Below are 25,116 nucleotides of genomic sequence, written 5' to 3' on the forward strand. Positions count from 1 at the left end.
TCACTAATAACACCTGGATGAAAGCGAGACAAGCCCTACAGAATGATGTGATTAATTTAACAGCAGGTTTAACCAACGGCGGGAGGAAAAACGCTGAAATGGCGAGAGAAAAGGCTCAAAAATAACCCTTTGAGCTTTTATTGAACAGCAACCTGAGATTTATGCAACATAATAGTGCAAGCGCGGAAAATTCATTCATATTGCGCACTATAATAATGCGAACCAATGAATTATTTAAACTTTAAAATTAATTTGAGCTGCGAACCTGGCGCATTCGCGGCTCTTTCGATAAATCATAGCAGGCCGGGGAATATCGCCTTAATACCGGTGACAATAAACTCGATGCCTAATGCCATCAGCAGTAACCCCATGATGCGGGTGATGACGTTGATGCCGGTTTGCCCAAGCAAACGCACCAGCAACGGCGCCGCGCGGAACAATAGCCAGCAACAGAAGGCGAACAGCGCGATCGCCAGCGTGAGGCCCAGCAGATTTTGCCAGCTGTGGTAGCGCGAGCTCCAGACGATGGTTGAGCTGATGGCGCCCGGCCCGGCCATCAGCGGCAGCGCCAGCGGCACCACGCCAATGCTTTCGCGGATCGCGCTCTCTGATTTTTCCTGCTTGTTCTGCTTGTCTTCGCCGAGCTTGCCGCTGATCATCGACATGGCGATGGTCACCACCAGAATGCCGCCAGCGATGCGGAACGAATCAATAGAGATGCCGAACATGCGCAGGATCCCTTCCCCCAAAAATAACGAGGTACAGAGAATGATGGCGACCGACAGGTTGGCGGTCAGGTTGGTTTTATTGCGCCCCGCCTCCGCCTGATAGCTGGTCATGCTGATAAACACCGGCAGAATGCCGACCGGGTTCACCAGCGCAAACAGGCCGACAAAGAATTTGATGTAGCCGGAAAAATCCAACAAAGATTGGCCCACAGATGGCTCCGCATTAATAGCTGTATAAGTGATGCTGTCTACGCGCGCTAATGTAATGGAAATGTCGCGGCTAATCCATCCGCTCATCTGGCATTTTTGGCTGTTAGCAGCGCAACAAACAAAACAAACGACTGTTGTTAAAGCTATGTTCGGATTTTTGATTTTTTATGTTTTAAAAAGACCGCTACCAGTCGGTTGTTGAGAACAACTCTCAACCGCACTCGGCTGAATGGTGTCAGCTTGCACTTTTCATGATTTAGATCACAAATTGCCTACCCAACTGTGGGTAAGCTCTTAGTCGTAGTCAGGGAGTAGAACAGGTTAAGCGAAACGCCGCCGTTGCCTTCCCTCTCCTGTCTGCCGCCTCCGCCTGGCGCGAGGTGAAGCTCTTTAAGCAAATCAGCATCATGCGATGAAATAAAGCGGGAAAGCCCTGGTCATTAAACCAACGACAGTGCCCGTTCAGACTATACTAGTGGCTCGCACGGCTTATTTACTGAAAGAGTTTAACATTATCAGGAGAGCATTATGGCTGTAACGAATGTCGCTGAACTGAACGAGCTAGTCGCACGTGTCAAAAAAGCCCAGCGCGAATATGCCAACTTCACTCAAGAGCAAGTTGATAAAATTTTCCGCGCTGCTGCCCTCGCCGCTGCCGATGCCCGCATTCCCCTGGCCAAAATGGCCGTAGAAGAGTCCGGGATGGGTATCGTTGAAGATAAGGTCATCAAAAACCACTTCGCTTCAGAATATATCTACAACGCCTATAAAGATGAAAAAACCTGCGGCATCCTGTCCGAAGACGACACTTTCGGTACCATCACCATCGCCGAACCCATCGGCCTGATTTGCGGTATCGTACCGACCACCAACCCGACTTCCACGGCGATTTTCAAGGCGTTGATCAGCCTGAAAACCCGTAACGGCATCATTTTCTCCCCGCACCCGCGCGCCAGGAACGCCACCAACAAGGCGGCCGACATCGTGCTGCAGGCCGCCATCGCCGCCGGTGCGCCGAAGGATATCGTCGGTTGGATCGATCAGCCTACGGTCGAGCTGTCCAATCAGCTGATGCATCACCCCGACATCAACCTGATCCTCGCCACCGGCGGCCCGGGCATGGTGAAAGCCGCCTACAGCTCCGGTAAACCGGCGATCGGCGTAGGCGCCGGCAATACGCCGGTAGTGGTAGACGAAACCGCCGACATCAAACGCGTGGTCGCCTCTATCCTGATGTCGAAGACCTTCGACAGCGGCGTAATCTGCGCCTCCGAGCAGTCGGTCATCGTGGTCGACGCCATTTATGACGCGGTGCGCGAACGCTTCGCCTCCCACGGCGGCTATCTGCTGCAGGGGAAAGAGCTGAAGGCGGTGCAGGACATCATCCTGAAAAACGGCGGCCTGAATGCGGCCATCGTCGGCCAGTCCGCACCGAAAATCGCCGAAATGGCAGGCATTAAAGTGCCGGCGAACACCAAGGTGCTGATCGGTGAAGTGAAGCTGGTCGATGAGACGGAACCTTTCGCCCATGAGAAACTGTCGCCTACCCTGGCGATGTACCGCGCCAAAGATTTCGAAGACGCGGTCGGCAAAGCCGAAAAACTGGTCGCCATGGGCGGCATCGGCCACACCTCTTGCCTGTATACCGACCAGGACAACCAGACCGCGCGCGTCGCCTACTTCGGCGACAAGATGAAAACGGCGCGTATCCTGATCAACACCCCGGCTTCTCAGGGGGGCATCGGCGACCTGTACAACTTTAAACTCGCTCCGTCGTTGACGCTGGGTTGCGGTTCCTGGGGTGGCAACTCCATCTCTGAAAACGTCGGACCGAAACACCTGATCAACAAGAAAACTGTAGCGAAGCGAGCAGAAAACATGTTGTGGCATAAACTTCCGAAATCCATCTACTTCCGCCGCGGCTCCCTGCCTATCGCGCTGGAAGAAGTGGCGACCGACGGGGCGAAACGCGCCTTCATCGTGACCGACCGCTACCTGTTCAATAACGGTTATGCAGACCAGATCACCAAGGTTCTGAAATCGCACGGCATTGAAACTGAAGTGTTCTTCGAAGTTGAAGCGGACCCAACGCTGAGCATCGTACGCAAAGGCGCCGAGCAGATGAACTCCTTCAAGCCCGACGTGATTATCGCTCTGGGCGGCGGTTCACCGATGGACGCGGCGAAAATCATGTGGGTGCTGTACGAGCATCCCGAAACCCACTTCGAAGACCTGGCGCTGCGCTTTATGGACATCCGCAAGCGTATCTACAAGTTCCCGAAAATGGGCGTGAAAGCGAAAATGATCGCCGTCACCACCACCTCGGGCACCGGTTCTGAAGTGACGCCGTTTGCGGTCGTGACCGATGACGCCACCGGCCAGAAATACCCGCTGGCGGACTATGCGCTGACCCCGGACATGGCGATTGTCGACGCCAACCTGGTGATGAACATGCCGAAATCCCTGTGCGCCTTCGGCGGCCTGGATGCGGTGACCCACGCGCTGGAAGCCTACGTTTCGGTGCTGGCGAACGAATACTCCGACGGCCAGGCGCTGCAGGCGCTCAAATTGCTGAAAGAGTATCTGCCGGCCAGCTATAAAGAAGGCGCGAAGAACCCGGTCGCCCGCGAACGCGTGCACAACGCCGCCACCATCGCCGGCATCGCCTTCGCCAACGCCTTCCTCGGGGTTTGTCACTCCATGGCCCACAAGCTGGGTTCCGAGTTCCATATCCCGCACGGTCTGGCCAACGCCATGCTGATCTCCAACGTCATTCGCTACAACGCCAACGACAACCCGACCAAGCAGACGGCCTTCAGCCAGTACGACCGCCCTCAGGCGCGTCGCCGCTACGCTGAAATCGCCGACCACCTCGGCCTGAGCGCGCCGGGCGACCGCACCGCGCAGAAAATCGAGAAGCTGCTGGCGTGGCTGGACGAGCTGAAAACCGAACTGGGCATTCCGGCCTCCATCCGTGAAGCCGGCGTGCAGGAAGCCGATTTCCTGGCCCGCGTCGACAAACTGTCGGAAGATGCTTTTGACGACCAGTGCACCGGCGCCAACCCGCGTTATCCGCTGATTGCCGAACTGAAGCAAATCATGCTGGATACCTTCTACGGCCGCGAGTTTAGCGAAGCGGTTGAAGAAGAAGCGGCGGCCCCGGTTGCGGCCAAAGCGGTAAAGAAGTCCAGAAAGTAACGGTCGACTGAACCGATAAAAAAACCCGCCGAAAGGCGGGTTTTTTATTTCAAGCCGGGGCGATATATCAACCCGCGGCTAAAAGGCGCCAGAATCCTTCCTGCGCCGCTGACGCCTCACTCCTGGGCATGGATAGCCTCTTTATAATGCTTGCGGCATACGGAGACATAGCTTTCATTTCCGCCTATCACCACCTGCTCGCCGGCATGCATCGCCTGGCCGTTCTCATCCAGCCGCAGCACCATGTTCGCCTTTCTGCCGCAGTGGCAAATGGTTTTCAATTCGACCAGCTTGTCGGCCCAGGCCAATAAGTATTGGCTGCCGACGAACAGCTCTCCCAGAAAATCGGTGCGCAGGCCATAACACAGCACCGGAATATCCAGCTGGTCCACGACGTCGCATAATTGCTCTACCTGCGCCTTGGTCAGAAATTGGCTTTCATCCAGCAGCACGCAATGCACCGGTTGCTGTTGATGCTCCTGAACGATCATGGCGTAGAGCATCGAGTCGTTATTATAAAGCTGCGCCTGGGAGGACAAGCCAATGCGCGAGCTCACCTTACCCACGCCGAAACGGTGATCGATTTCAGCGGTAAACACCAGCGTACGCATACCACGTTCTTGATAATTATATGAAGATTGTAACAACGCGGTAGATTTGCCTGCATTCATAGCAGAGTAATAAAAATAAAGTTGAGCCATGGGCCCGCAACTCCAATGGTATAAGAAATATTCAGACGTTGATTCAGACGGCAAGTGTATCATAACCGGGCGGCCTGCTCAGCCGTTGCTTGCGCAATATCGCGATTGGGTTACCCCCCGCTTTCGAGTGAAACATTTCGTTCTGCCCGGCCGGCGTTTTACATCTATTTACAGGATAATGTCTGTTCGACATCACAATTAATTACTGCTAATGATTAAGCCGTCGCAGTAATGACTGAGGGAGTTAGCGCCTGAGCTGCGGCTAACCCGGAGTGCAACCCATTTAAAATTCCCCGCATGAGGCTGAGGTATTTAAAGGCGCCAGACGACGCAGGCAACACATCTTGACGTAATCTTTACCGGTATACCCCTATTGTTTACAGTGTTTGCGGATCCGCAGCGTGATTAGGCCCACAGAACTCGTTGTAATATTGATATAAATTACGACTATAACTTATCGTTGAATGGCTTTTAGCGCGGCAAACATACCGCAGCTGTTGAAAATTTGACTTAAAAAGGATGCTGGTAATAGTTAACAGCCTCTCCTATATTAGTCGGACAGATCTGAGTTAACCGTTTTTTAAAAGGTAAATTTGAGTATTCAATCCAATTTGGCTATTGCAGAAAGGAAAAGAGCACTCTATTATTATCCAGACGCCCCCCACCAATATAATTTGAGACTAGGACAATGAGCGAAGCATTAAAGATTTTGAACAACATCCGCACTCTGCGCGCCCAGGCAAGAGAATGCAGCCTGGAAACGCTGGAAGAAATGCTCGAGAAACTGGAAGTTGTTGTGAACGAACGTCGCGAAGAAGACAGCCAGGCTCAAGCAGAAATCGAAGAACGTACGCGTAAACTGCAGCAATATCGCGAAATGCTGATTGCTGACGGTATCGACCCAAATGAACTGCTGCAAACTATGGCTGCAACCAAAGCCGCAGGTAAAGCAAAACGCGCAGCACGCCCGGCTAAATACCAATATAAAGACGAAAATGGCGAACTGAAAACCTGGACCGGCCAGGGCCGCACGCCAGCGGTGATTAAGAAAGCTATCGAAGAGCAAGGTAAATCTCTGGACGATTTCCTGCTGTAATAGCCGACAGTTTCGTATCCGAAAGGCTCTCCTCTGGAGGGCCTTTTTGTTTGCCCTCTCTCATTCATTCCCGGCTTTTTAAGTAAATATCCTAAACCCCGCCTTCCCTGGCGATTAATCGCCGCGTCAACCATTGCAGACGTAAAAAAGGGGCCGCAGCCCCTTATGACATTCGTCGACGGTTCAATTAATGAACTTTATAAAATGCCTTGTACCAATCAACAAAACGCTTCACCCCATCCTGTACGCTGGTTGCCGGTTTAAAGCCGATAACGCGATAAAGCTCGGCGGTATCCGCGCTGGTATCCAAAACGTCGCCAGGCTGCATAGGCAGCATATTTTTACGGGCGGAGATACCTAACGCCGACTCGAGCGCGCTGATATATTCCATCAGCTTTACCGGAGCGCTGTTGCCGATATTATAGACATGGTAAGGCGCGGAACTGGTAGCCGGCGATCCCTGCTCAACGCTCCAGCGCGGATCCGCCTGCGGAATAACCGCCTGCAGGCGCACTATCGCTTCGGTGATATCATCGATGTAGGTAAAGTCACGGTGCATCTCGCCGTGGTTATATACATCGATGCTCTCTCCCGCCAATATGGCCTTGGTAAACTTGAACAGCGCCATATCGGGCCTGCCCCAGGGGCCATACACGGTAAAGAAACGCAACCCGGTGGTCGGAATACCGTACAAATGGGAATAGCTGTGCGACATCAGCTCATTGGCTTTTTTGGTCGCCGCATACAATGAAACCGGATGGTCAACCGAATCTTCAGTGGAGAATGGCAGTTTGCGATTCAAACCATATACCGAACTGGAAGAGGCATAGAGCAAATGCTCAACCTTATTATGACGGCAGCCTTCCAGCACGTTTAAATGGCCGATAAGATTGGCGTCGGCATAGGCCAGCGGGTTTTCCAGCGAATAACGCACCCCGGCCTGAGCCCCAAGATGTATCACTCGCTGGAACCGATGCTCGGCGAACAGCGCCGCCATCCCCTCGCGATCGGCCAAATCCAGCTTGATGAAGCGGAATCCCGGCTTATCCGCCAGCAGATCGAGGCGGGCCGTTTTCAGGCCCACATCATAATAATCATTCAGGTTGTCGATACCGACAACCTGATGCCCGGCGGCCAACAAACGCTCTGCAACGTGATAACCGATAAATCCCGCAGCGCCTGTAACCAGGAATTTCATGCTCACCCCTTAAATAACCGGCTTGATGGAAGCGCCGCGGCCAATGGCGTAATAGGTAAAGCCGCGGCTTTCCAGGCGTTCCGGATCAAACAGGTTACGCCCGTCGAAGATCACCGGCTGCTTTAACGCGCCTTTGATGGCATCGAAATCCGGCGCGCGGAAGTTTTGCCACTCGGTGCAGATAACCAGGGCGTCCGCCCCGTGCAGCGCGGCCTCTTTGGTGCCGACCAGCTTCAGATCGTCGCGCTGACCATAAATGCGCTGAACTTCGTTCATCGCTTCTGGGTCATAAGCCTGCACGGTAGCGCCGGCTTCCCACAGCTGCTCCATCAGCACGCGGCTGGAGGCTTCACGCATGTCGTCGGTGTTAGGCTTGAACGCCAACCCCCACAGCGCGAAGGTTTTCCCCTGCAGATCGTCGCCAAAGTAGTCTTTGATAAAACTGGTCAGCTTGTATTTCTGCTGATAGTTAACCTGCTCCACCGCCTGCAGCAGCTTCGGCTGGTAGCCGATATGCTCGGCGGTGCGGATCAGCGCCTGCACGTCTTTCGGGAAGCAGGAGCCGCCGTAGCCGCAGCCTGGGTAGATAAAGTGGTAACCGATGCGCGAGTCGGAGCCGATCCCCTGACGCACTTTTTCGATGTCTGCGCCCAGCATTTCAGCCAGGTTGGACATTTCGTTCATGAAGCTGATTTTGGTCGCCAGCATGCAGTTGGCGGCGTATTTGGTCAGCTCTGCGCTGCGAATATCCATCAGGATCATGCGATCGTGATTGCGGTTAAACGGCTCGTACAGTTCGCGAATGGGTTCGATCACGTCTTTGTTGTCCGTACCGATCACGATGCGCTCAGGGCGCATGCAGTCGGCGACCGCCGCCCCTTCCTTCAGGAACTCAGGGTTGGAGACCACGTCGAAAGGCACGCTGCTGCCGCGCTTTTCCAACGTCTCGGCCATCACCTGGCGCACTTTATCCGCGGTGCCGACCGGCACGGTGGACTTGTCGATCACCACTTTACGGTCGGTCATGTGTTCGGCAATGGTGCGCGCCACGGCGGTCACGTATTTCAAATCGGCAGAGCCGTCTTCGTCCGGCGGCGTGCCAACGGCGATGAACTGGATGGCGCCGTGCGCCACGCCCGCTTTCGCGTCGGTGGTGAAATGCAGACGGCCGGCCTCGTAGTTTTGCTGCACTAACGGCGTCAGGCCCGGTTCAAAAATAGGGATATTCCCTTTTTTCAGGTTTTCGACTTTACGCTCATCCACGTCAATGCACATAACGTCATGGCCGACTTCAGCCAGCACCGCTGCCTGTACCAGACCCACATAGCCAATACCAAAAACGGTTACTTTCATGGGAAAATCCTAGTTTTTCAAATTAAGACGAAAGATAAATAAATTATTTCTTTTCAGCGGTCAGCAACTGCTGCAACCACTGAGAAAACGCGTTGCCCAGGCTGGCGTGGCGCATGCCGTACTCGACGAAGGCCTGCATATAGCCCAGTTTGTTGCCGCAGTCGTGGCTGGTGCCCTTAAGGTGGTAAGCCTCCACCGTCTCCTGCTGCATCAGCATTTCGATGCTGTCGGTGAGCTGAATTTCATCGCCGGCTCCCGGCGGCGTTTTCGCCAACAGCGGCCAGATATCGGCGGACAGCACGTAGCGGCCCACGATCGCCAGATTCGAGGGCGCTTGATCCGGCGCCGGCTTCTCGACCACGCTGACCATCGGCGCGCTTTCTCCGGGCTGCAGTTCATAGCCCCGGCAATCGGCCACGCCGTAATTTCCGACATCTTTATGGGGCACCGGTTCAACCATTATCTGGCTGATGCCGGTGGCTTCGAAACGCTGCAGCATTTCGTGCAAATTGTCTTTTTTCAGATCGGCGCTGTACTCATCGAGGATCACGTCCGGCAGCACCACCGCCACCGGCTCATCACCCACCATCGGATAGGCGCACATGATGGCGTGCCCTAATCCTTTGGCCACCCCTTGACGCACCTGCATAACGGTAACGCCCTTAGGGCAAATCGATTGAACCTCTTCCAACAGCTGGCGCTTAACGCGTTTTTCCAGCATCGCTTCCAGTTCAAAACTGGTGTCAAAGTGGTTTTCGATCGAGTTCTTGGATGAGTGAGTCACCAACACGATTTCGTTAATGCCCGCCGCAATACATTCATTGACGACGTATTGGATCAGGGGTTTATCCACCAACGGCAGCATTTCTTTGGGAATGGCTTTGGTAGCCGGTAACATCCGTGTTCCCAAGCCTGCAACCGGGATCACCGCTTTTCTGACTTTACGATTTACAGCAGGCATTATTTCCTCTCTTAAAACGCTCATTTTATGAGCCTCACGCACTCCACAAAAAACCTTCGGAGTATACCAGCTTATGATTGCTGAGCATTAGCCGGAACACAAATAGAAAGAATTTAGGACAATTACCCAATAGGTAAACCTGGAGAGAAAATAAGCGTTCTGAATATCGGGGTTTCGCCGGCTATTTCTTTATAGCGCCGCTTTATTCCGCGCTCAGCATCAGCCGCAGCCTGCCGCCGTTGCCCCAGACCTGACACTGCCAGGCGTCGCAGCGCTGGCTGATTTGATTCATATAGGTCGCGCCGAGCGTCCCCAAGGGCACGCCGTTGCTCAGCTGGATCTGGTTATCGCCGGTATTGACATTGGCGTGCAGCCCGGCCGAAACCAGAATCAGGTTTTTATATTCGGCGTGATAATAGCCCAGCAGCAGCGGAAATTGACCTTCGAGTTTTCCTTGACGTAATAAATGATTAACTTGTTTTAACAATGCGGACATTTGCGGCAGCCGGTGCCGCTGATTAGCCAAATGATCCTGCAGCAACCCATTAAATAATGCGCGCAATAACAAAGCGGCCAAAACGCCATTATCGCCGGCCCGGGTAACGTCCAGGCAATAGAACGCCAGATCCTTATCCGACAACGCGGCGATGTCCAGCACCAGCCCAGGATTTTCGCCGGTGGTCAGCTGCCGATAATTAATCCGGCAATGGGCGATGTTTTGCTGCACCGGCGGTTGCAGCTGCTTCAACAACCTGACGGCTTCCGAGGGATTTTTACTCAGCGCATCCCAGTCCTGAAACAGCTCAACCTCTTCTATCGCCTGAGAGGTAAACATGTTGGGGTACAAACAGGCCAACACCGCTTCGCGCAGGCGATTGAGGTCGGTCAGCGGCTTCAGCAGCACATCCTGCACCCCCAGCCGCAACACCTTGGCGATATCGGCCATCTTATCGGTCGCAGAAATGACCAGCACCGGGATCTGCACGCCCTGCAGGCGCAAATGTTCGACAAACTCGATGCCGCCCATTTCCGGCATGGCGAGATCGCACAGGATCAGATCGGGCTTGACGTCGTCCACCGCACTCAACGCCTGCAAACCGTTGCTCGCTTCATGGGTCTCTGCGCCCAACGATTTCAAATAGCCAACAAGCACGGAACGAAAAACCTGTTCGTCCTCAACGATCAAAATGCGCTTGTGAGTCAGTGGTAATGCCATCAGCCGAGCCTCATCCCTTTTCATCATGTAATAGTGGCTCAAAAAGGTCACTTATGCCTGCCTGAAACCTGCCGGCCGCGCATTTTCCGCCTGTGAACCGATGATTATCTATTTTTTATCAATGGCAAAAGCCGATCCAGCTGTTTTTCCACCGCCAGTTGCCCCGCCGCGATCGCCTCGCTGGCGCGGTGGAAATCCAGCGTCGAAATCTGCGGGCAATAAGGCTGGATCAGCACGTCGGGCGGGTCGCCCGCCATGCGATTGCGTTTCAGCCGATTTTCCAGCACCTGGATCGACGTGCCCATGATTTCCATCGCCGTCGGCGTGGCGTTGGGTTTTCTCAACCCCATCCTCCCGATGCGTTCCCGCAGCCGCCCGCGCCAGCTGTCGGCCGGGGGCCCGGCCTGCCCGGCGTCTTCGCTGCGCACCGAGAACAGGTCTTGCTGCATCAAATGCGCATCGTGCTGCAGATCGACGGCGATGACGATATCCGCGCCCAGCGCCCGGGTTAATGAAATCGGCACCGGATTGACCACCGCGCCGTCCACCAGCCAATAACCGTCGAACCACACCGGCGCCAGCAAACCCGGCATGCTGCAGGACGCGCGCACCGCCTGATGAATGTCGCCTTTGGTCAGCCACAGCTCCCGGCCGGTGCTGAGGTTGGTCGCTACGGCGCCAAACTTCAGCGAGCATTCGGCGATATCATCAATCTTCAGCAATTGCCCGACCGCGTTGAACACCCGATCGCCGCGCAGCAGGCCGCCCCGCTGCCAGGAGAGATCCATCAGGCGAATGACGTCCCAATAGCTGAATGAGCGCACCCATTGCTCCATCGCCGGCAGCCGATGGCTGGCCAGGGCCGCGCCCACCAGCGCGCCCACCGAACAGCCGGCCACTATATCGACCTCTACGCCCAATTTCTTTAGCGCATTGATCACGCCAATATGCGCCCAGCCTTTGGCCGATCCGGCCCCCAATGCCAAGCCAATTTTGATTTTTCGCACAGCGTCCGCCCTTTTTCAGCCATTGTTTCGCCCCATCCCTCAGGGTAGATTGTCACCAGCGAATGATGTTAGGTAACATATGCGCTAAATTCACTTTCTGCACCGCCTTCCCAGGAGTTATTTTGCCCGAATCATGCCCATGCGGCAGCGGACTGGAGTATAACGCATGCTGCGGTCCCTATATCGCCGGTAGCCAGATAGCGCCGACGCCCGGCGCGCTGATGCGTTCGCGCTTCAGCGCCTATGTCAAACACAGCCTCGACTACCTTATCGCCACTTGGCACCCCGACTGCCACGCCAGCGCAGCGCGCAGCGCGATCGGCGACAGCTTTAAAGACACCGAATGGCTCGGCCTGACGATCGTGGAAGAAAAAACCGGCCATCACGCCGACGAAGGTTTCGTCGAGTTTATCGCCCGCTTCGTCGACGGCAGCGGCGAACCGCAGGCGATGCACGAACGTTCACGCTTTCTTCGCCTTGAACAACGCTGGTATTATATCGACGGCACCAAGCCGCAGCCCGGCAGAAATGCAATTTGTCCCTGTGGCTCAGGGAAAAAATACAAGAAGTGCTGCGGGCGCTAGCCGGCCGGCGCTTTACATTCACGCCTGCGCAGACAGGACGTACAGTATCAGACAGGATCCTCACGCTAATGCCACACCAAAACGTACAAAGAAAAGTTTTACGCACTATCTGCCCGGACGCCAAAGGGCTGATCGCCAAGATCACCAACATTTGTTACAAGCATGAACTCAACATCGTGCAAAATAACGAATTCGTCGACCATCGCACCGGCCGCTTCTTTATGCGCACCGAGCTGGAAGGCATTTTCAACGATACCACGCTGCTGGCGGATCTTGACGGCGCGCTGCCGGAAGGCTCAGTGCGCGAACTGCACAGCACCGGTCGGCGCCGCATCGTGGTGCTGGTCACCAAAGAGGCTCACTGCCTGGGGGACCTGCTGATGAAAAGCGCCTACGGCGGTCTCGACGTGGAAATCGCCGCGGTGATCGGCAACCACGACACCCTGCAAACGCTGGTGGAGCGCTTTGATATTCCGTTCCATCTGGTCAGCCATGAAGGGCTGACGCGCGAACAGCACGATCGTGAAATGACCGCCAAAATCGATCAATACCAGCCGGATTATGTGGTGCTGGCCAAATATATGCGCGTATTGACGCCCGCCTTTGTGCAGCACTACCCGAATCAGGTGATTAATATTCACCATTCCTTCCTGCCGGCCTTTATCGGCGCGCGGCCCTATCATCAGGCTTACGAACGCGGCGTTAAAATCATCGGCGCCACCGCGCACTACGTGAACGACAACCTCGACGAAGGCCCGATCATCATGCAGGACGTGATCAATGTCGATCACACCTATTCTTCCGAGGACATGATGCGCGCGGGGCGCGACGTAGAGAAAAACGTGCTCAGCCGCGCCCTGTATCAGGTCTTGGCGCAGCGGGTCTTCGTCTACGGCAATCGGACGGTTATCCTGTAATTGCTCAATAAAACGGTGCATTTCGTTCAGGGATGCACCGCCACGAATAAAAAAGCGGCAAACGATTCATTTTCTTCATTTCAATACTTTACACATGCGCTTCATTTGATATGATGCGCCCCGCTTACCGAGACAGCGGTTTCGCAAGCAAGGCCAGTGGTGGGGTTCCCGAGCGGCCAAAGGGAGCAGACTGTAAATCTGCCGTCACAGACTTCGAAGGTTCGAATCCTTCCCCCACCACCATCTTCTTTCCGCTGATGCGTGCTGAATTACAGCAAGGCAAAAAGGAAGGATAGCGCGCTTTAGCGCGGCCCGTAGGGTGAGGAACGAAGCGACGAATAATCCTTCCTCCACCCGCATCTTCTCTCCGCCTGGAGCGAAGTCGCAGTAAAGAAGCCGGCCAGGTTTCTTCCGGATAAAACCGGGCTAAAATTTGTAAACCCATGAATATCATGGTGGGGTTCCCGAGCGGCCAAAGGGAGCAGACTGTAAATCTGCCGTCACAGACTTCGAAGGTTCGAATCCTTCCCCCACCACCATCCTTGAATAAGCATCCCAAACCGAATCAAAAACTCGACGCATTCCTATCGCTCCGTATTGGGGGAGGATGAGAAGCTTCGACAAGGTTCGAGTCTCACGCAGTGAGACAACGCGCTTCAGCGCGGCCCGCAGGGCGAGGAGCGCAGCGACGAGTCATCCTTCCCCCACCACCATCCTTGAATAAGCATCCCAAACCGAATCAAAAACTCGACGCATTCCTATCGCTCCGTATTGGGGGAGGATGAGAAGCTTCGACAAGGTTCGAGTCTCGCGCAGTGAGACAACGCGCTTCAGCGCGGCCCGCAGGGCGAGGAGCGCAGCGACGAGTCATCCTTCCCCCACCACCATCCTTGAATAAGCATCCCAAACCGAATCAAACCCTCCAAACCGCATAAATCCTCAATTTTCTTTATCATTCCACCAAACCGTAACTTGAACTCCGGCCCACAATTCGCTATACCACTGGCTTCTTTAATGCAGTAAGGAAAAAAGTGCATGCGTAACAACATCTGCGTTTTTTGCGGCGCCAGCGAAGGCGTTAACCCTGCTTATGCCGACCATGCCCGCCTGCTGGGCCAGACCCTCGCCGCTCAAGGCCGGCGCCTGATCTACGGCGGCGGTAAAAAAGGCCTGATGGGGATCGTCGCCGACGCGGTATTGGCCGCCGGCGGTGAAGCCGTGGGCATCATCCCTGAAAGGCTGGTTGAGGCGGAAACGGCGCACCGGGGGTTGACCGAGCTGGAGGTGGTTCCCGATATGCACACCCGCAAAGCCCGCATGGCGGCGCTGGCGGACGGCTTTATCGCCCTGCCGGGCGGCATCGGCACGCTGGAAGAGCTGTTTGAAATCTGGACCTGGGGGCAGATCGGCTACCACAGCAAGCCGGTCGGGCTATTGAACGTCAACGATTTCTACCGCCCGCTGAACAATTTCCTCGAGCACGTCGCCGATCAGGGGTTCATGCGTCACGATTATCTGGGCACCCTGCATATCAGCGAGTCGGCGCAAACGCTGCTGCAACAGTTTGACGATTACCAACCCAAAACTTACGATCGCTGGGCAAAATAATCCGGCCGGCAGCCAGCGGCGCAGCCGCTGCCTGCGTTACATTTCCCGCCAAACTCTGCTACTATCTCCACACATTTTTCTTGTGAAAACGGCACCGCTCATGAAGTTTGTCTCTTTTAATATCAATGGACTGCGTGCGCGTCCGCATCAGCTGGCGGCAATCATCGAACAGCACCAGCCCGACGTTATCGGCCTGCAGGAAACCAAGGTCCACGACGACATGTTCCCGCTTGAAGACGTTAGCCAATATGGTTATCACGTGTTCTATCACGGGCAAAAAGGCCATTACGGCGTCGCCTTGCTGACCAAAGAACAGCCTCTGGCGGTGCGTCGCGGCTTCCCGACCGACGATGAAGACGCGCAGCGCCGCATCATCATGGCCGACCTGGCGACCCCGCAAGGCACGCTGACGGTGATCAACGGTTATTTCCCGCAGGGCGAAAGCCGCGACCACCCGACCAAATTCCCGGCCAAGACGCGCTTCTACCAGGATTTGCAAACTTACCTGGAGCAGCAGCTGTCGGTGGAGTCACCGGTGCTGATCATGGGTGATATGAACATCAGCCACAGCGACTTTGATATCGGCATCGGTGAAGAAAGCCGCAAGCGCTGGCTGCGCACCGGCAAATGCTCCTTCCTGCCGGAAGAGCGCGCATGGATGGACCGCCTGCTGAACTGGGGGCTGGTGGACACCTATCGCCACGCCAACCCGGCGCGCAACGACCAGTTTTCGTGGTTCGATTACCGTTCGAAAGGTTTCGATGATAACCGCGGCCTGCGTATCGATCTGCTGTTGGCCAGCACGCCGTTGGCGGAGCGCTGCACCGCTACCGGCATCGATTATCAGATCCGCGGCATGGAGAAACCCTCCGATCACGCGCCGGTGTGGGCGGAATTCTCGCTGTAATATGTTCACCCCGGCGCTCGCCGGGGTTCTGCTCTGTGGTGCTAATGAAAATCATCGATGTGGTCGCCGCGATTATCGAAAAAGACGGCGAAATTCTGTTGGCCCAGCGCGACGCCAGCAGCGATCAGGCCGGCCTGTGGGAGTTCCCCGGCGGTAAGGTTGAAGCGGGTGAAAGCCAGCCGCAGGCGCTGGCGAGAGAGCTGGATGAAGAGTTGGGGATCCTGGCCCGCGTGGGGCATTACGTCGCCAGCAACCAGTGGCAACAGGGTGAGCGCATTATCCGGCTGCACGCCTGGCGCGTTGAGGCGTTCCGTGGTGAACTGCAGCGGCGTTGCCATGCCGAACTGGTTTGGGTTACGCCGCAGCAGGCGCAGCGCTATGCCCTGGCACCGGCGGATATTCCGCTGCTGGCAGCCTATATCGCCGCTCAGGGCCCAGCACGCTGAGCCCGGATCCAGGTTACATCGTCACTTCTTCAGGCGCACCCAGATGAGCGGATTGGTGCCAACCACGTTGTGGTCCCGTACGCACTGCAGTACCTCATCGTCGATTTTCAGCACCGCCCCTTCGGAGTAATTCTGATTCCGGTAGACGCAGCAGCGGTTGCAGGCCTGAGTTTCGGCGTTTTTCGCCGCCCCCCAAATTTCTGGCGAAACCGGCAGCACCACATCCACGTCACCGCGATGGGCGCCGGCCGCGCCGGAAACCAACCACACCCCCGCCGTCAGCATCAGTAATCCGTGTTTCATTCGCTCTTCTCCCGCGCCTTGCCGGCGCTCTTCCTGCGTTTCTTGCCGCCCGCCGAAGGCGGCGGCGGCAACCCACGAAACGCCATACTCGCCCGGCTCTGCTTGGCCTGATAAATCAGCTCCTGCAAAGTGCCGACCAGCGGCTGCATGAAGTCCTGATAGCGGCAGGATTTTTCGCTGATTTGCGTCAGCGTGGCTTCCCAGTTGGCCGTCATATCAGGGCGTGCTGCGATGTCCGGCAGCGAGTGGATCAGCGCGCGGCCGGTTTCGCTGGAGTGAATATAGCGTCCCTTCTTGTACAGAAACGCACGCTTGAACAGCAATTCGATGATCCCCGCCCGCGTGGCTTCGGTACCTAAACCATCGGTCGCCCGCAGGATTTTCTTTAGCGCTTTATCCTGCACGAAGCGCGCAATGCCGGTCATCGCCGACAACAGGCTGGCATCGGTGAAGGGGCGCGGCGGCTGCGTCTGGCGTTCGACCACCTCGCCGCGCTCGCACAGCAGCTCGTCATCTTTCGCCACCACCGGCAGCGGCGCACCTTCGTTCTCTTCGTCGCGCTCCTTGCTGCCCAGCAGCGTGCGCCACCCGGCCTCGGCCAGAAAACGCGCCTTGGCGATAAATTTGCCGCCGGCGATATCCAGCTCGATCACGCATTTGCGGAACATCGCATCCGGGCAAAACTGCATCAGATACTGGCGGGCCACCAGCCCATAGACATTCAGCTCATCCTGAGTCAGGTTGACCTTGCTGGCGCGCGCGGTAGGAATAATCGCGTGGTGGGCATCCACCTTTTTGTCATCCCAACAGCGGTTGCGGCGATCGCTGTCGATCACCGGCTGCGGGTAGAGATCCGGCTGATGTACGCTGATGGCGTTCAGCACCGCGTGGCGCCCGGCGAAATGCTCCTCCGGCAGGTAGCGGCAATCGGAGCGCGGATAGGTAATCAGCTTATGGGTTTCGTACAGCCGCTGGCAAACGTCCAGCACCTGCTGGGCGCTGAGGTTATAACGTCTGGACGCCTCAATCTGCAGGGTCGACAACGAAAACGGCAGCGGCGCGGTATCTGATTCCCGTTTATCGTTATAGGACGTGACCAGCGCCGGCTGGCCTTCGATGCGTTTGAGCACGTGCTCCGCCAGCGGCCGGTGCAGCAGCCGCCCTTCTTCATCCTGATACGGCTCGCAGGAATCGCTGGGCTGCCAGACCGCCACGAAGCGCTCTTCTTTCGGCGTAACGATATGCGCTTTAACTTCGAAAAAGTCCTTCGGCACAAAGTTCTCAATGTCTTCATCACGCCGCACCACCAGCCCCAGCACCGGCGTCTGCACCCGTCCTACCGACAGCACGCCGTCATAGCCGGCATTTCGCCCCAGCAGGGTATAGGCGCGGGTCATATTGATGCCGTACAGCCAGTCGGCGCGCGAGCGCGCCAACGCCGACACGCACAGCGGGATAAAGTCGCGGTTGTCGCGCAGCCGGTCGACGGCGCGCTCCACCGCCTGCGGGTTGAGATCGTTGATCAGGCAGCGGCGGACGTTTTGCCGCTTGTCCGCCGTTAACTCCAGGTAGTCCAGCACCTCGTCGACCAACAGCTGCCCCTCGCGATCCGGGTCGCCGGCGTGCACCACCTCATCGGCCTCGAGCAGCAGTTTTTTGATGGCGTTCAGCTGCTTGCTGACCGACGGTCGCGGCTGGAGACGCCATTTTTCTGGGATAATCGGCAGATCCGCCAACGACCAGCGCGCATAGCGGCTGTCGTAGGCATCGGGCTGCGCCTGCTCCAGCAGGTGCCCGACGCACCAGGTCACCACATCGTTGCTGCCGCAGGCGATAAAACCGTCACCGCGACGGTGCGGCTTGGGAAGTACGTCGGCAATGGCGCGCGCCAAACTCGGTTTCTCGGCAATAAACAGTCGCATTATTCACCGTTTTTCTGGCTGTACGTCATCAGGAATTCTCTTACTTCAGCATAGTTCCCGCGGAAAACGATTCGTCGGGATTTCTTTTCCAACTGGAAGTGATACATCGGATCGTAGTAATGCTGCAACAGCGCTGCCAGCCACTGCCGGTGCGCCTCGCCGTTGCCGCTGAGCCGCTGTTGCTTCAGCGCGGCCTCCAGCCGCAGCGTCAGTTGCTGGAATCGCTCCAGACCCAATCGACGGCGGATGGCGAACAGCCCCTGGTGCAGATACTCATCGTACTGCCGCCAGCCTTCATCGGCGCCATAGGCCCGTTCAAACTGCGCGCGCATGCCGTCGATATACTCGGCCTGCAGCCGGGCCAGGCGCGTCTCAAAGGGATCGTCGATCACCGCCACCGGCGCCTGCTGCATGCCGTTGAACAGCGGCAACGGCAGATTATTGCTGCCGATAATCCGGCCTTCGTCCTCCAGCACCCAGCGGCGGCTGCCACCATGCTGTTTTTTCAGCAATAACACAGCCAGACGATTCTCAAAATCAATCTGTGAACTCTGGCCGGCCAGCGTTCGGCCAAAAGATGAGCCGCGGTGACGCGCCGCCCCTTCGAGATCGACGCCATCGGCCAGTTGGTTGACCAGCAGCGTCTTGCCGCTGCCGGTATTGCCGCCGACCAGCGCCATCGGCATCTCCGCGCATTGCGCCAGCGTGTCGAGCAGGAAATGACGCAGCGCTTTGTAGCCGCCGATAACCCGCGGATACTCGAGCCCGGCCTCACGCAGCCACTGTTGCACCAGCTGCGAACGCAGGCCGCCGCGGAAACAGTATAGATAGCCCTCGGGCTGACGCGCGCATTGCGCCAGCCATGCCCGGGTGCGCTGCTCGCGCAGCCTGCCGTGCACCAGGCGGTGGCCCAGGGCGATCGCCGCCTGCTGCCCCTGCTGTTTATAACAGGTGCCCACCGCCTGCCGCTCGCTGTCGTTCATCAACGGCAGATTCACCGCCTGGGCGAAGGCGCCCTGTTGAAACTCGACCGGCGCCCGCAGGTCTATCAGCGGCAGATCCTGCAAAAAAATACCTCGGTAATCGTCGGTATCCGGCCTTCCCTGCGCGATGGACACTATACGACCTCAATCAGCGGTTTGCCGGCGACCGCGGCGTGCAGTTCGCCGATGGCGTTGAGCGGAATGCCATGGCGTTCGGCAATCGCCTGCACCTGCTGCTCCGCTTCGGGCAGCACCGCCAACAGCAGGCCGCCGGAGGTCTGCGGATCGCACAACAGCTGCCGCTGCAGGCTGCTCATCTCGCCGACCAGGTGACCGTAGCTGTCAAAATTGCGGCCGGTACCGCCCGGCACGCAACCTTCGGCGATATAGGCCTCGACGTTCGGCAGCTTCGGCACCTGCTCGAACCACAGCGTAGCCTGCAGCCCGGAACCCTGGCACACTTCGCTCAGGTGGCCCAGCAGCCCAAAGCCGGTGATGTCGGTCATCGCCGTCACCCCGGCCACCTCGGCAAAATCCGCGCCGGGTTTATTGAGCCGGCACATCACTTCGGTCGCCAATCCCTGATGTTCGGGACGCAGTTTGCTTTTCTTCTCGGCGGTGGTCAGCACGCCGATCCCCAGCGGTTTGGTCAGGAACAGCTTGGCCCCGGCCTGCGCCGCGCTGTTTTTCTTCACCCGCTCGGTATTGACCACGCCGGTCACCGCCAGGCCGAAGATCGGCTCCGGCGCGTCGATGGAATGCCCGCCGGCCAGCGCGATGCCGGCCTGCTGGCAGGCGAAGCGCCCGCCGTCGATCACCTGCTGCGCCACTTCCGGCGGCAGCGTGGCGATCGGCCAGCCGAGGATGGCGATCGCCATGATCGGTTTGCCGCCCATGGCGTAGACGTCGCTGATGGCGTTGGCGGCGGCGATGCGGCCAAAATCGAAAGGATCGTCGACGATCGGCATAAAGAAGTCGGTGGTGCTGATGATGCCGACGCCGTTGCCGATGTCGTACACCGCCGCGTCGTCACGGGTTTCATTGCCTACCAGCAGGCGCGGGTCGACAAACTTTTCACGCTCGCTGTGCAGGATGGTTTCGAGAACTTTCGGTGAGATTTTACAGCCGCAGCCAGCGCCATGGCTGTACTGGGTTAAACGGATCGCCGGCGATGTCATAGTCCACTCCCTTCGATTAACGGCACTCAAGATAGCATAGGGTAGCGCTTGCCGAAGGGATTGATAAGAGCAGGCCGCCGATTAGCGTGCAGCCTGCTCAGAAACAAAGCAATTCTGCGGGTTACGGCGCATTTTTGCCGCATTCCCGCCGCGGGATCAGAAATAGCTGACGAACGGCGTGCTGTCCGGCGCGATGACCCTGGTCGCGGCTTTCAGCTGCGGGGTGCCCAGATAGAGGAAACCGACGATCTCATCCTGCTCGCGGCAGCCGAAGGCTTCGCGCACCAGCGCATGCTCGGTCCAGGCGCCGGTGCGCCAGATGCCGTTAAAGCCCTGCGCCAACGCCGCCATCTGCATCGCCTGCACCGCACAGCCCGCGGACACCACCTGCTCCCAGCGCGGCACCTTGGTTTCTTCGGTGCAGTGTGCGATCACGGTGATGATCAACGGCGCGCGGAACGGCGCCTTGGTGGCTTTTTCGATCGCCGCGTCGTCCAGCTGATCCTGCCTGGCAGCAGCTTGTAACAATTGACTGAAACGCTCCAGACCCTGATTCTCAATCATCACGAAGCGCCACGGCTGCAGGGCGCCGTGATCCGGGGCGCGCAGGCCCGCATTGATGATATTCTGGCGCACTTCTCCCGCCGGCGCCGGTTCCGCCAGCCGCGAGGCCGAGCGGCGATTCAGTAAAAGATCCAGTGCATCCATCGTAAACTCCTGATAACAATTTTCATTACGATCACGTTAACATAGCTCAACAGCGAGTTACAGCCTCGGCAATACTGTCTGTGAGCCACGATTTAAAGCTGACATTTCTTCGGCCGCTCATTAGGATAGCGGAACATTCTCGACTCTTGTTGGAGAGCACATGCGCACATTGTGGCAAATTATTGCCGGCATATTCAGGTGGACATGGCGTCTGCTGAACTTTATCAGGGAACTGATCCTTAACCTGTTCCTGGTGTTGCTGATCCTGGTTGGGGTCGGCATTTATCTGTCCTTCCAAAGCTCCACCACCCCGACGGTGCCGGCGCGCGGCGCGCTGCTGGTCGATCTGAGCGGCGTGGTGGTCGATCAACCGTCAATGAACAACAAGGTGCGTCAGTGGGGCCGCGAGCTGCTCGGCGCCTCCAGCAACCGCCTGCAGGAAAACTCGCTGTTCGACGTGGTGGACAGCATCCGCAAGGCCAAAGACGACAAAAACATTACCGGCATGGTATTGCAGTTGAATGACTTCGCCGGCGCCGATCAGCCTTCCCTGCAGTACATCGGCAAGGCGCTGCGCGAGTTCCGCGACAGCGGCAAACCGATCTTCGCCATCGGCGACAGCTACAACCAGACGCAATACTACCTGGCCAGCTATGCCAACAAGGTCTATCTGTCGCCGCAGGGCGCGGTCGATCTGCACGGTTTCGCCACCAACAACCTGTACTACAAATCGTTGCTGGAGATGCTCAAGGTCACCACCCATATTTTCCGCGTCGGCACCTATAAATCGGCGGTCGAACCCTTGATCCGCGACGATATGTCGCCGGCCGCGCGCGAAGCGGACAGCCGCTGGATCGGCGGTTTGTGGCAAAACTATCTGGATACCGTGGCGGCCAACCGTCAGCTCACCCCGCAGCAGCTGTTCCCTGGCGCCGCCGGCGTGCTGACCGGCCTGCAGGCGGCTGGCGGCGACACCGCCCGCTATGCGCTGGACAACAAGCTGGTGGATGAGCTGGCTTCGCGCACCGCGATCGAAAACCAGCTGGTGAAAACCTTTGGCTGGGACAAGCAGGCCAATGATTTCAACGCCATCAGCATCTATGACTACCAGCCGAAACCGGCGGCGGATCAGGGCGGCAAGATAGCCGTGATCTTCGCCAACGGCGCCATCATGGACGGGCAACAAACGCCCGGCAGCGTTGGCGGCGACACCACCGCCGACGAACTGCGCCAGGCGCGTCTGGACCCGGCCATCAAGGCGGTGGTATTCCGCGTCAACAGCCCGGGCGGCAGCGTCAGCGCTTCCGAGGTGATCCGCTCCGAACTGGCGGCGGTACGCGCCGCCGGCAAGCCGGTGGTGGTTTCGATGGGCGGCATGGCGGCCTCGGGCGGCTACTGGGTCTCTACCCCGGCCGATTACATCATCGCCAGCCCAAGCACCCTGACCGGTTCGATCGGCATTTTCGGCATCATCAACACCTATGAGCAGACGCTGGACAGCATCGGCGTGCACACCGACGGCGTAGCGACCTCGCCATTGGCCGATATCGCCGTGACCAAGGCGCTGCCGCCGGAATTCGCTCAGATGATGCAGTTGAACATCGAGAACGGTTACCAGAACTTTATCGGCCTGGTGGCTAAAGCGCGCAAAATGACGCCGCAGCAGGTGGATCACATCGCGCAGGGCCACGTGTGGCTCGGCAGCGACGCCAAGGCCAACGGGTTGGTCGATCAGCTGGGCGATTTCGACGACGCGGTGAAAAAAGCGGCCGAACTGGCCAAGCTGAAACAGTGGCAGTTGAACTGGTTCGTCGATACGCCAAGCCTGACCGATATGGTGCTCGGCCAGTTCGGCGTGTCGATTCACGCCATGCTGCCTGCCGCCGTTCAGGCCGTGCTGCCGGCGCCGCTGGCCTCCGTCGCCATGGCGGTGAAAGAGCAACCGGGCCTGTTCAACAATCTGAACGATCCGCAAAACCGTTACGCTATCTGTTTGACCTGCGGAGAAGTCCGCTAACAAATAAATCTTCAGCCCGGCAGCCGCCGGGCTTTTTTTCTGCCGTTATCCCCCTATAATTCAGCCCATCTTATCTCCGTTAAAACAATGACCATGCAAAAGAAATCCATCTACGTCGCCTACACCGGCGGCACCATCGGCATGCAACGCTCCGAGCACGGCTATATTCCGGTTTCCGGCCATTTGCAGCGTCAGCTGGCGCTGATGCCGGAATTCCATCGGCCGGAAATGCCGGATTTCACCATCCACGAATATGCGCCGCTGATCGACTCTTCCGACATGACGCCGGAAGACTGGCAGCACATCGCCGACGACATCAAACGGAATTACGATCGCTACGACGGCTTTGTCATTCTGCACGGCACCGACACCATGGCCTTCACCGCGTCGGCGCTGTCATTCATGTTGGAGAACCTGGCCAAGCCGGTGATCGTCACCGGTTCGCAAATCCCGCTGGCGGAGCTGCGCTCCGACGGCCAGACCAACCTGCTGAATGCGCTGTATCTGGCGGCCAATCACCCGGTGAACGAGGTCAGTCTGTTCTTCAACAACAAGCTGTTCCGCGGCAACCGCACCACCAAGGCGCACGCCGACGGCTTCGACGCCTTCGCCTCCCCCAATCTGCCGCCGCTGCTGGAGGCCGGTATCCACATTCGCCGCCAAAACGGCATCGACAGCCCGGCCTGCAACGGCGAGCTGAAAGTGCACGACATCACGCCGCAGCCCATCGGCGTAGTGACTATTTATCCGGGGATCTCCGGCGCGGTAGTGCGTAACTTCCTGCTGCAGCCGGTTAAAGCGCTGATCCTGCGTTCCTACGGCGTCGGCAATGCGCCGCAAAAAGCCGAGCTGGTCGATGAGCTGCGCGCGGCCTCCGAGCGCGGCATCGTGGTGGTCAACCTGACGCAGTGCATCTCCGGGCGGGTCAATATGGAAGGTTACGCCACCGGCAATGCGTTGGCGCATGCCGGCGTGATCAGCGGTTTCGACATGACGGTGGAAGCGGCGTTGACTAAACTGCACTATCTGCTGAGCCAGCCGCTGACGCCGGAACAAATCCGCAGCCTGATGCAGCAAGACCTGCGCGGCGAGCTGAGCATTACCGGTTAACCTCATTTTGGAGCGGCGATGAAAACGGCCCTGTTGTTGATTGACCTGCAAAATGACTTTTGCCCCGGCGGCGCGCTGGCGGTAACGGACGGCGACGCCGCCGTCGCCGTCGCCAATCGCGCCATCGCCGCCTGTGTCGCGCGCGGTGAACCGGTGGTCGCCTGCCAGGACTGGCACCCCGCCAACCACCGCAGCTTTGCGGTCAACGCCAATGCCCAGCCGGGCACCCTGGGCCTGTTGGAGGGCCTGCCGCAGGTCTGGTGGCCGGTGCATTGCGTGCAGGGGAGCCCCGGGGCCGAATTTCATCCCGATTTGCATCAGGCGGCCATCGCGGAGGTGTTCCGCAAAGGGCAAAGCCCGGATATCGACAGCTACAGCGCCTTCTTCGACAACGGCCACCGGGCGCAAACCGCGCTCAACGACTGGCTGCAAAGCCATGGCGTCGGCCGGCTGGCGATCATGGGGCTGGCGACCGACTACTGCGTCAAATTCAGCGTGCTGGACGCGCTGGAGCTGGGGTATCAGACGCAGGTAATCGTCGACGGCTGCCGCGGCGTCGATTTGCAGCCGGGCGACAGCCGGCAAGCGCTGCAGGCGATGCGGCAAGCCGGCGCGCAGCTGGTTACCTTGTCACAATTCATCGCCGGCTGACAGCCGGGGCGCCCTGCTTTCTCCGGCGAAAATCGCCAATCGCTGTTCGCCATTTCAAAGGTTTGAGCGGCGCTATGTTCTGGGAATGGGTACCGACGGCCACTACCGTCTGGC

At 57.7% G+C, this 25,116-nt stretch carries 22 protein-coding genes, 2 tRNA genes and 2 other RNA genes; 14 read left to right on the forward strand and 12 right to left on the reverse strand.

Annotation, left to right across the window (positions count from 1 at the left end; genetic code table 11):
• Nucleotides 1–293 precede the first annotated feature (293 nt).
• On the reverse strand, nt 294–938 hold the full coding sequence (locus tag D7I37_RS21725) for a YchE family NAAT transporter (RefSeq protein ID WP_061794487.1): 645 nt from the start codon (nt 936–938) through the stop codon (nt 294–296).
• 528 nt (nt 939–1,466) lie between these two features.
• On the opposite strand from D7I37_RS21725, the gene adhE reads away from it, so the two are divergent.
• Complete coding sequence (adhE, locus tag D7I37_RS21730) at nt 1,467–4,136, forward strand: bifunctional acetaldehyde-CoA/alcohol dehydrogenase (RefSeq protein WP_061794488.1); 2,670 nt, start codon at nt 1,467–1,469, stop codon at nt 4,134–4,136.
• A gap of 116 nt (nt 4,137–4,252) precedes the next feature.
• On the opposite strand, the gene D7I37_RS21735 is transcribed toward adhE, so the two are convergent.
• Complete coding sequence (locus tag D7I37_RS21735) at nt 4,253–4,837, reverse strand: thymidine kinase (protein WP_061794489.1); 585 nt, start codon at nt 4,835–4,837, stop codon at nt 4,253–4,255.
• Nucleotides 4,838–5,525: 688 nt separating this feature from the next.
• Between D7I37_RS21735 and hns the strand changes: the two genes are divergently transcribed.
• Entirely contained in the window at nt 5,526–5,933 is a 408-nt protein-coding gene (gene hns, locus D7I37_RS21740) for a histone-like nucleoid-structuring protein H-NS (RefSeq protein ID WP_061794490.1), read from the forward strand.
• Between the two features lie 187 nt (nt 5,934–6,120).
• On the opposite strand, the gene D7I37_RS21745 is transcribed toward hns, so the two are convergent.
• The 5 genes from D7I37_RS21745 to rssA all read right to left on the reverse strand — a co-directional run bounded on the left by D7I37_RS21745 (nt 6,121) and on the right by rssA (nt 11,668).
• On the reverse strand, nt 6,121–7,131 hold the full coding sequence (locus D7I37_RS21745) for an NAD-dependent epimerase (RefSeq protein ID WP_061794491.1): 1,011 nt from the start codon (nt 7,129–7,131) through the stop codon (nt 6,121–6,123).
• A gap of 9 nt (nt 7,132–7,140) precedes the next feature.
• Nucleotides 7,141–8,484: a UDP-glucose/GDP-mannose dehydrogenase family protein gene (locus D7I37_RS21750; RefSeq protein ID WP_061794492.1), complete on the reverse strand. Its 1,344-nt coding sequence runs from the start codon at nt 8,482–8,484 to the stop codon at nt 7,141–7,143.
• Nucleotides 8,485–8,527: 43 nt separating this feature from the next.
• Nucleotides 8,528–9,445 carry a UTP--glucose-1-phosphate uridylyltransferase GalU gene (galU, locus tag D7I37_RS21755; protein WP_061794493.1) on the reverse strand — a complete coding sequence of 306 codons (918 nt, stop codon included), beginning with the start codon at nt 9,443–9,445 and terminating at the stop codon, nt 8,528–8,530.
• A gap of 202 nt (nt 9,446–9,647) precedes the next feature.
• Complete coding sequence (gene rssB / locus D7I37_RS21760; RefSeq protein ID WP_061794497.1) at nt 9,648–10,661, reverse strand: two-component system response regulator RssB; 1,014 nt, start codon at nt 10,659–10,661, stop codon at nt 9,648–9,650.
• A gap of 104 nt (nt 10,662–10,765) precedes the next feature.
• The gene (rssA, locus tag D7I37_RS21765) at nt 10,766–11,668 is read right to left on the reverse strand and encodes a patatin-like phospholipase RssA (RefSeq protein ID WP_095097825.1); all 903 of its coding nucleotides are present in this window, start codon (nt 11,666–11,668) and stop codon (nt 10,766–10,768) included.
• A gap of 122 nt (nt 11,669–11,790) precedes the next feature.
• On the opposite strand from rssA, the gene D7I37_RS21770 reads away from it, so the two are divergent.
• The 9 genes from D7I37_RS21770 to D7I37_RS21810 all read left to right on the forward strand — a co-directional run bounded on the left by D7I37_RS21770 (nt 11,791) and on the right by D7I37_RS21810 (nt 16,130).
• The gene (locus tag D7I37_RS21770; protein WP_061794495.1) at nt 11,791–12,252 is read left to right on the forward strand and encodes a YchJ family protein; all 462 of its coding nucleotides are present in this window, start codon (nt 11,791–11,793) and stop codon (nt 12,250–12,252) included.
• A gap of 68 nt (nt 12,253–12,320) precedes the next feature.
• A complete protein-coding gene (gene purU / locus D7I37_RS21775; RefSeq protein ID WP_061794496.1) occupies nt 12,321–13,169 on the forward strand; it encodes a formyltetrahydrofolate deformylase in 849 nt (282 codons plus the stop codon).
• 158 nt (nt 13,170–13,327) lie between these two features.
• Nucleotides 13,328–13,412: transfer RNA gene (locus tag D7I37_RS21780), tRNA-Tyr, on the forward strand.
• 211 nt (nt 13,413–13,623) lie between these two features.
• Nucleotides 13,624–13,708, forward strand: a tRNA-Tyr gene (locus tag D7I37_RS21785).
• Between the two features lie 47 nt (nt 13,709–13,755).
• A non-coding RNA gene (locus D7I37_RS21790) (RtT sRNA) lies at nt 13,756–13,882 on the forward strand.
• Nucleotides 13,883–13,929: 47 nt separating this feature from the next.
• Nucleotides 13,930–14,056, forward strand: a non-coding RNA gene (locus D7I37_RS21795) — RtT sRNA.
• Nucleotides 14,057–14,204: 148 nt separating this feature from the next.
• Nucleotides 14,205–14,777 carry a TIGR00730 family Rossman fold protein gene (locus D7I37_RS21800; RefSeq protein ID WP_061794498.1) on the forward strand — a complete coding sequence of 191 codons (573 nt, stop codon included), beginning with the start codon at nt 14,205–14,207 and terminating at the stop codon, nt 14,775–14,777.
• A 100-nt stretch (nt 14,778–14,877) separates the two neighbouring features.
• A complete protein-coding gene (gene xthA / locus D7I37_RS21805; protein ID WP_095097828.1) occupies nt 14,878–15,684 on the forward strand; it encodes an exodeoxyribonuclease III in 807 nt (268 codons plus the stop codon).
• A gap of 44 nt (nt 15,685–15,728) precedes the next feature.
• Complete coding sequence (locus D7I37_RS21810) at nt 15,729–16,130, forward strand: pyrimidine (deoxy)nucleoside triphosphate diphosphatase (protein WP_061794500.1); 402 nt, start codon at nt 15,729–15,731, stop codon at nt 16,128–16,130.
• 21 nt (nt 16,131–16,151) lie between these two features.
• On the opposite strand, the gene D7I37_RS21815 is transcribed toward D7I37_RS21810, so the two are convergent.
• From D7I37_RS21815 to D7I37_RS21835, 5 genes are all read right to left on the reverse strand, one after another.
• Complete coding sequence (locus D7I37_RS21815; RefSeq protein WP_061794501.1) at nt 16,152–16,433, reverse strand: DUF1496 domain-containing protein; 282 nt, start codon at nt 16,431–16,433, stop codon at nt 16,152–16,154.
• Entirely contained in the window at nt 16,430–18,355 is a 1,926-nt protein-coding gene (locus D7I37_RS21820; protein WP_161990677.1) for a DNA topoisomerase III, read from the reverse strand. Before D7I37_RS21820 ends, D7I37_RS21815 begins: the two co-directional genes overlap by 4 nt.
• Nucleotides 18,355–19,473, reverse strand: coding sequence for a tRNA 2-selenouridine(34) synthase MnmH (gene mnmH / locus D7I37_RS21825; protein WP_129544351.1), 1,119 nt, complete (start codon nt 19,471–19,473; stop codon nt 18,355–18,357). Before mnmH ends, D7I37_RS21820 begins: the two co-directional genes overlap by 1 nt.
• Nucleotides 19,473–20,516 carry a selenide, water dikinase SelD gene (selD, locus tag D7I37_RS21830; protein WP_061794504.1) on the reverse strand — a complete coding sequence of 348 codons (1,044 nt, stop codon included), beginning with the start codon at nt 20,514–20,516 and terminating at the stop codon, nt 19,473–19,475. The genes mnmH and selD overlap by 1 nt, the downstream gene beginning before the upstream one ends.
• Nucleotides 20,517–20,672: 156 nt before the next feature.
• Nucleotides 20,673–21,224: an NAD(P)H nitroreductase gene (locus D7I37_RS21835; protein ID WP_061794505.1), complete on the reverse strand. Its 552-nt coding sequence runs from the start codon at nt 21,222–21,224 to the stop codon at nt 20,673–20,675.
• Between the two features lie 160 nt (nt 21,225–21,384).
• Here D7I37_RS21835 and sppA point away from each other — a divergent pair, with 160 nt between their 5' ends.
• From sppA to pncA, 3 genes are all read left to right on the forward strand, one after another.
• The gene (gene sppA, locus D7I37_RS21840) at nt 21,385–23,241 is read left to right on the forward strand and encodes a signal peptide peptidase SppA (protein WP_061794506.1); all 1,857 of its coding nucleotides are present in this window, start codon (nt 21,385–21,387) and stop codon (nt 23,239–23,241) included.
• A gap of 93 nt (nt 23,242–23,334) precedes the next feature.
• Entirely contained in the window at nt 23,335–24,351 is a 1,017-nt protein-coding gene (gene ansA, locus D7I37_RS21845; RefSeq protein ID WP_061794761.1) for an asparaginase, read from the forward strand.
• An 18-nt stretch (nt 24,352–24,369) separates the two neighbouring features.
• On the forward strand, nt 24,370–25,002 hold the full coding sequence (gene pncA, locus D7I37_RS21850) for a bifunctional nicotinamidase/pyrazinamidase (protein WP_061794507.1): 633 nt from the start codon (nt 24,370–24,372) through the stop codon (nt 25,000–25,002).
• Nucleotides 25,003–25,116: the final 114 nt, after the last annotated feature.

Origin of the sequence: Serratia sp. 1D1416, from assembly GCF_003641105.1 — a bacterium.
In the GTDB taxonomy this organism is placed as follows: Bacteria; Pseudomonadota; Gammaproteobacteria; order Enterobacterales; family Enterobacteriaceae; genus Serratia; species Serratia ficaria.

Excerpts from the sequence above, each read along its gene's own strand:
- D7I37_RS21735 (WP_061794489.1), bottom strand. The coding sequence starts at position 4,837 with ATGGCTCAACTTTATTTTTATTACTCTGCTATGAATGCAGGCAAATCT.
- D7I37_RS21820 (WP_161990677.1), bottom strand. The coding sequence starts at position 18,355 with ATGCGACTGTTTATTGCCGAGAAACCGAGTTTGGCGCGCGCCATTGCC.
- ansA (WP_061794761.1), top strand. The coding sequence starts at position 23,335 with ATGCAAAAGAAATCCATCTACGTCGCCTACACCGGCGGCACCATCGGC.
- D7I37_RS21810 (WP_061794500.1), top strand. The coding sequence starts at position 15,729 with ATGAAAATCATCGATGTGGTCGCCGCGATTATCGAAAAAGACGGCGAA.
- purU (WP_061794496.1), top strand. The coding sequence starts at position 12,321 with ATGCCACACCAAAACGTACAAAGAAAAGTTTTACGCACTATCTGCCCG.
- D7I37_RS21745 (WP_061794491.1), bottom strand. The coding sequence starts at position 7,131 with ATGAAATTCCTGGTTACAGGCGCTGCGGGATTTATCGGTTATCACGTT.
- hns (WP_061794490.1), top strand. The coding sequence starts at position 5,526 with ATGAGCGAAGCATTAAAGATTTTGAACAACATCCGCACTCTGCGCGCC.
- D7I37_RS21835 (WP_061794505.1), bottom strand. The coding sequence starts at position 21,224 with ATGGATGCACTGGATCTTTTACTGAATCGCCGCTCGGCCTCGCGGCTG.
- xthA (WP_095097828.1), top strand. The coding sequence starts at position 14,878 with ATGAAGTTTGTCTCTTTTAATATCAATGGACTGCGTGCGCGTCCGCAT.
- D7I37_RS21800 (WP_061794498.1), top strand. The coding sequence starts at position 14,205 with ATGCGTAACAACATCTGCGTTTTTTGCGGCGCCAGCGAAGGCGTTAAC.
- selD (WP_061794504.1), bottom strand. The coding sequence starts at position 20,516 with ATGACATCGCCGGCGATCCGTTTAACCCAGTACAGCCATGGCGCTGGC.
- rssB (WP_061794497.1), bottom strand. The coding sequence starts at position 10,661 with ATGGCATTACCACTGACTCACAAGCGCATTTTGATCGTTGAGGACGAA.
- galU (WP_061794493.1), bottom strand. The coding sequence starts at position 9,445 with ATGCCTGCTGTAAATCGTAAAGTCAGAAAAGCGGTGATCCCGGTTGCA.
- D7I37_RS21815 (WP_061794501.1), bottom strand. The coding sequence starts at position 16,433 with ATGAAACACGGATTACTGATGCTGACGGCGGGGGTGTGGTTGGTTTCC.
- sppA (WP_061794506.1), top strand. The coding sequence starts at position 21,385 with ATGCGCACATTGTGGCAAATTATTGCCGGCATATTCAGGTGGACATGG.
- D7I37_RS21750 (WP_061794492.1), bottom strand. The coding sequence starts at position 8,484 with ATGAAAGTAACCGTTTTTGGTATTGGCTATGTGGGTCTGGTACAGGCA.
- adhE (WP_061794488.1), top strand. The coding sequence starts at position 1,467 with ATGGCTGTAACGAATGTCGCTGAACTGAACGAGCTAGTCGCACGTGTC.
- pncA (WP_061794507.1), top strand. The coding sequence starts at position 24,370 with ATGAAAACGGCCCTGTTGTTGATTGACCTGCAAAATGACTTTTGCCCC.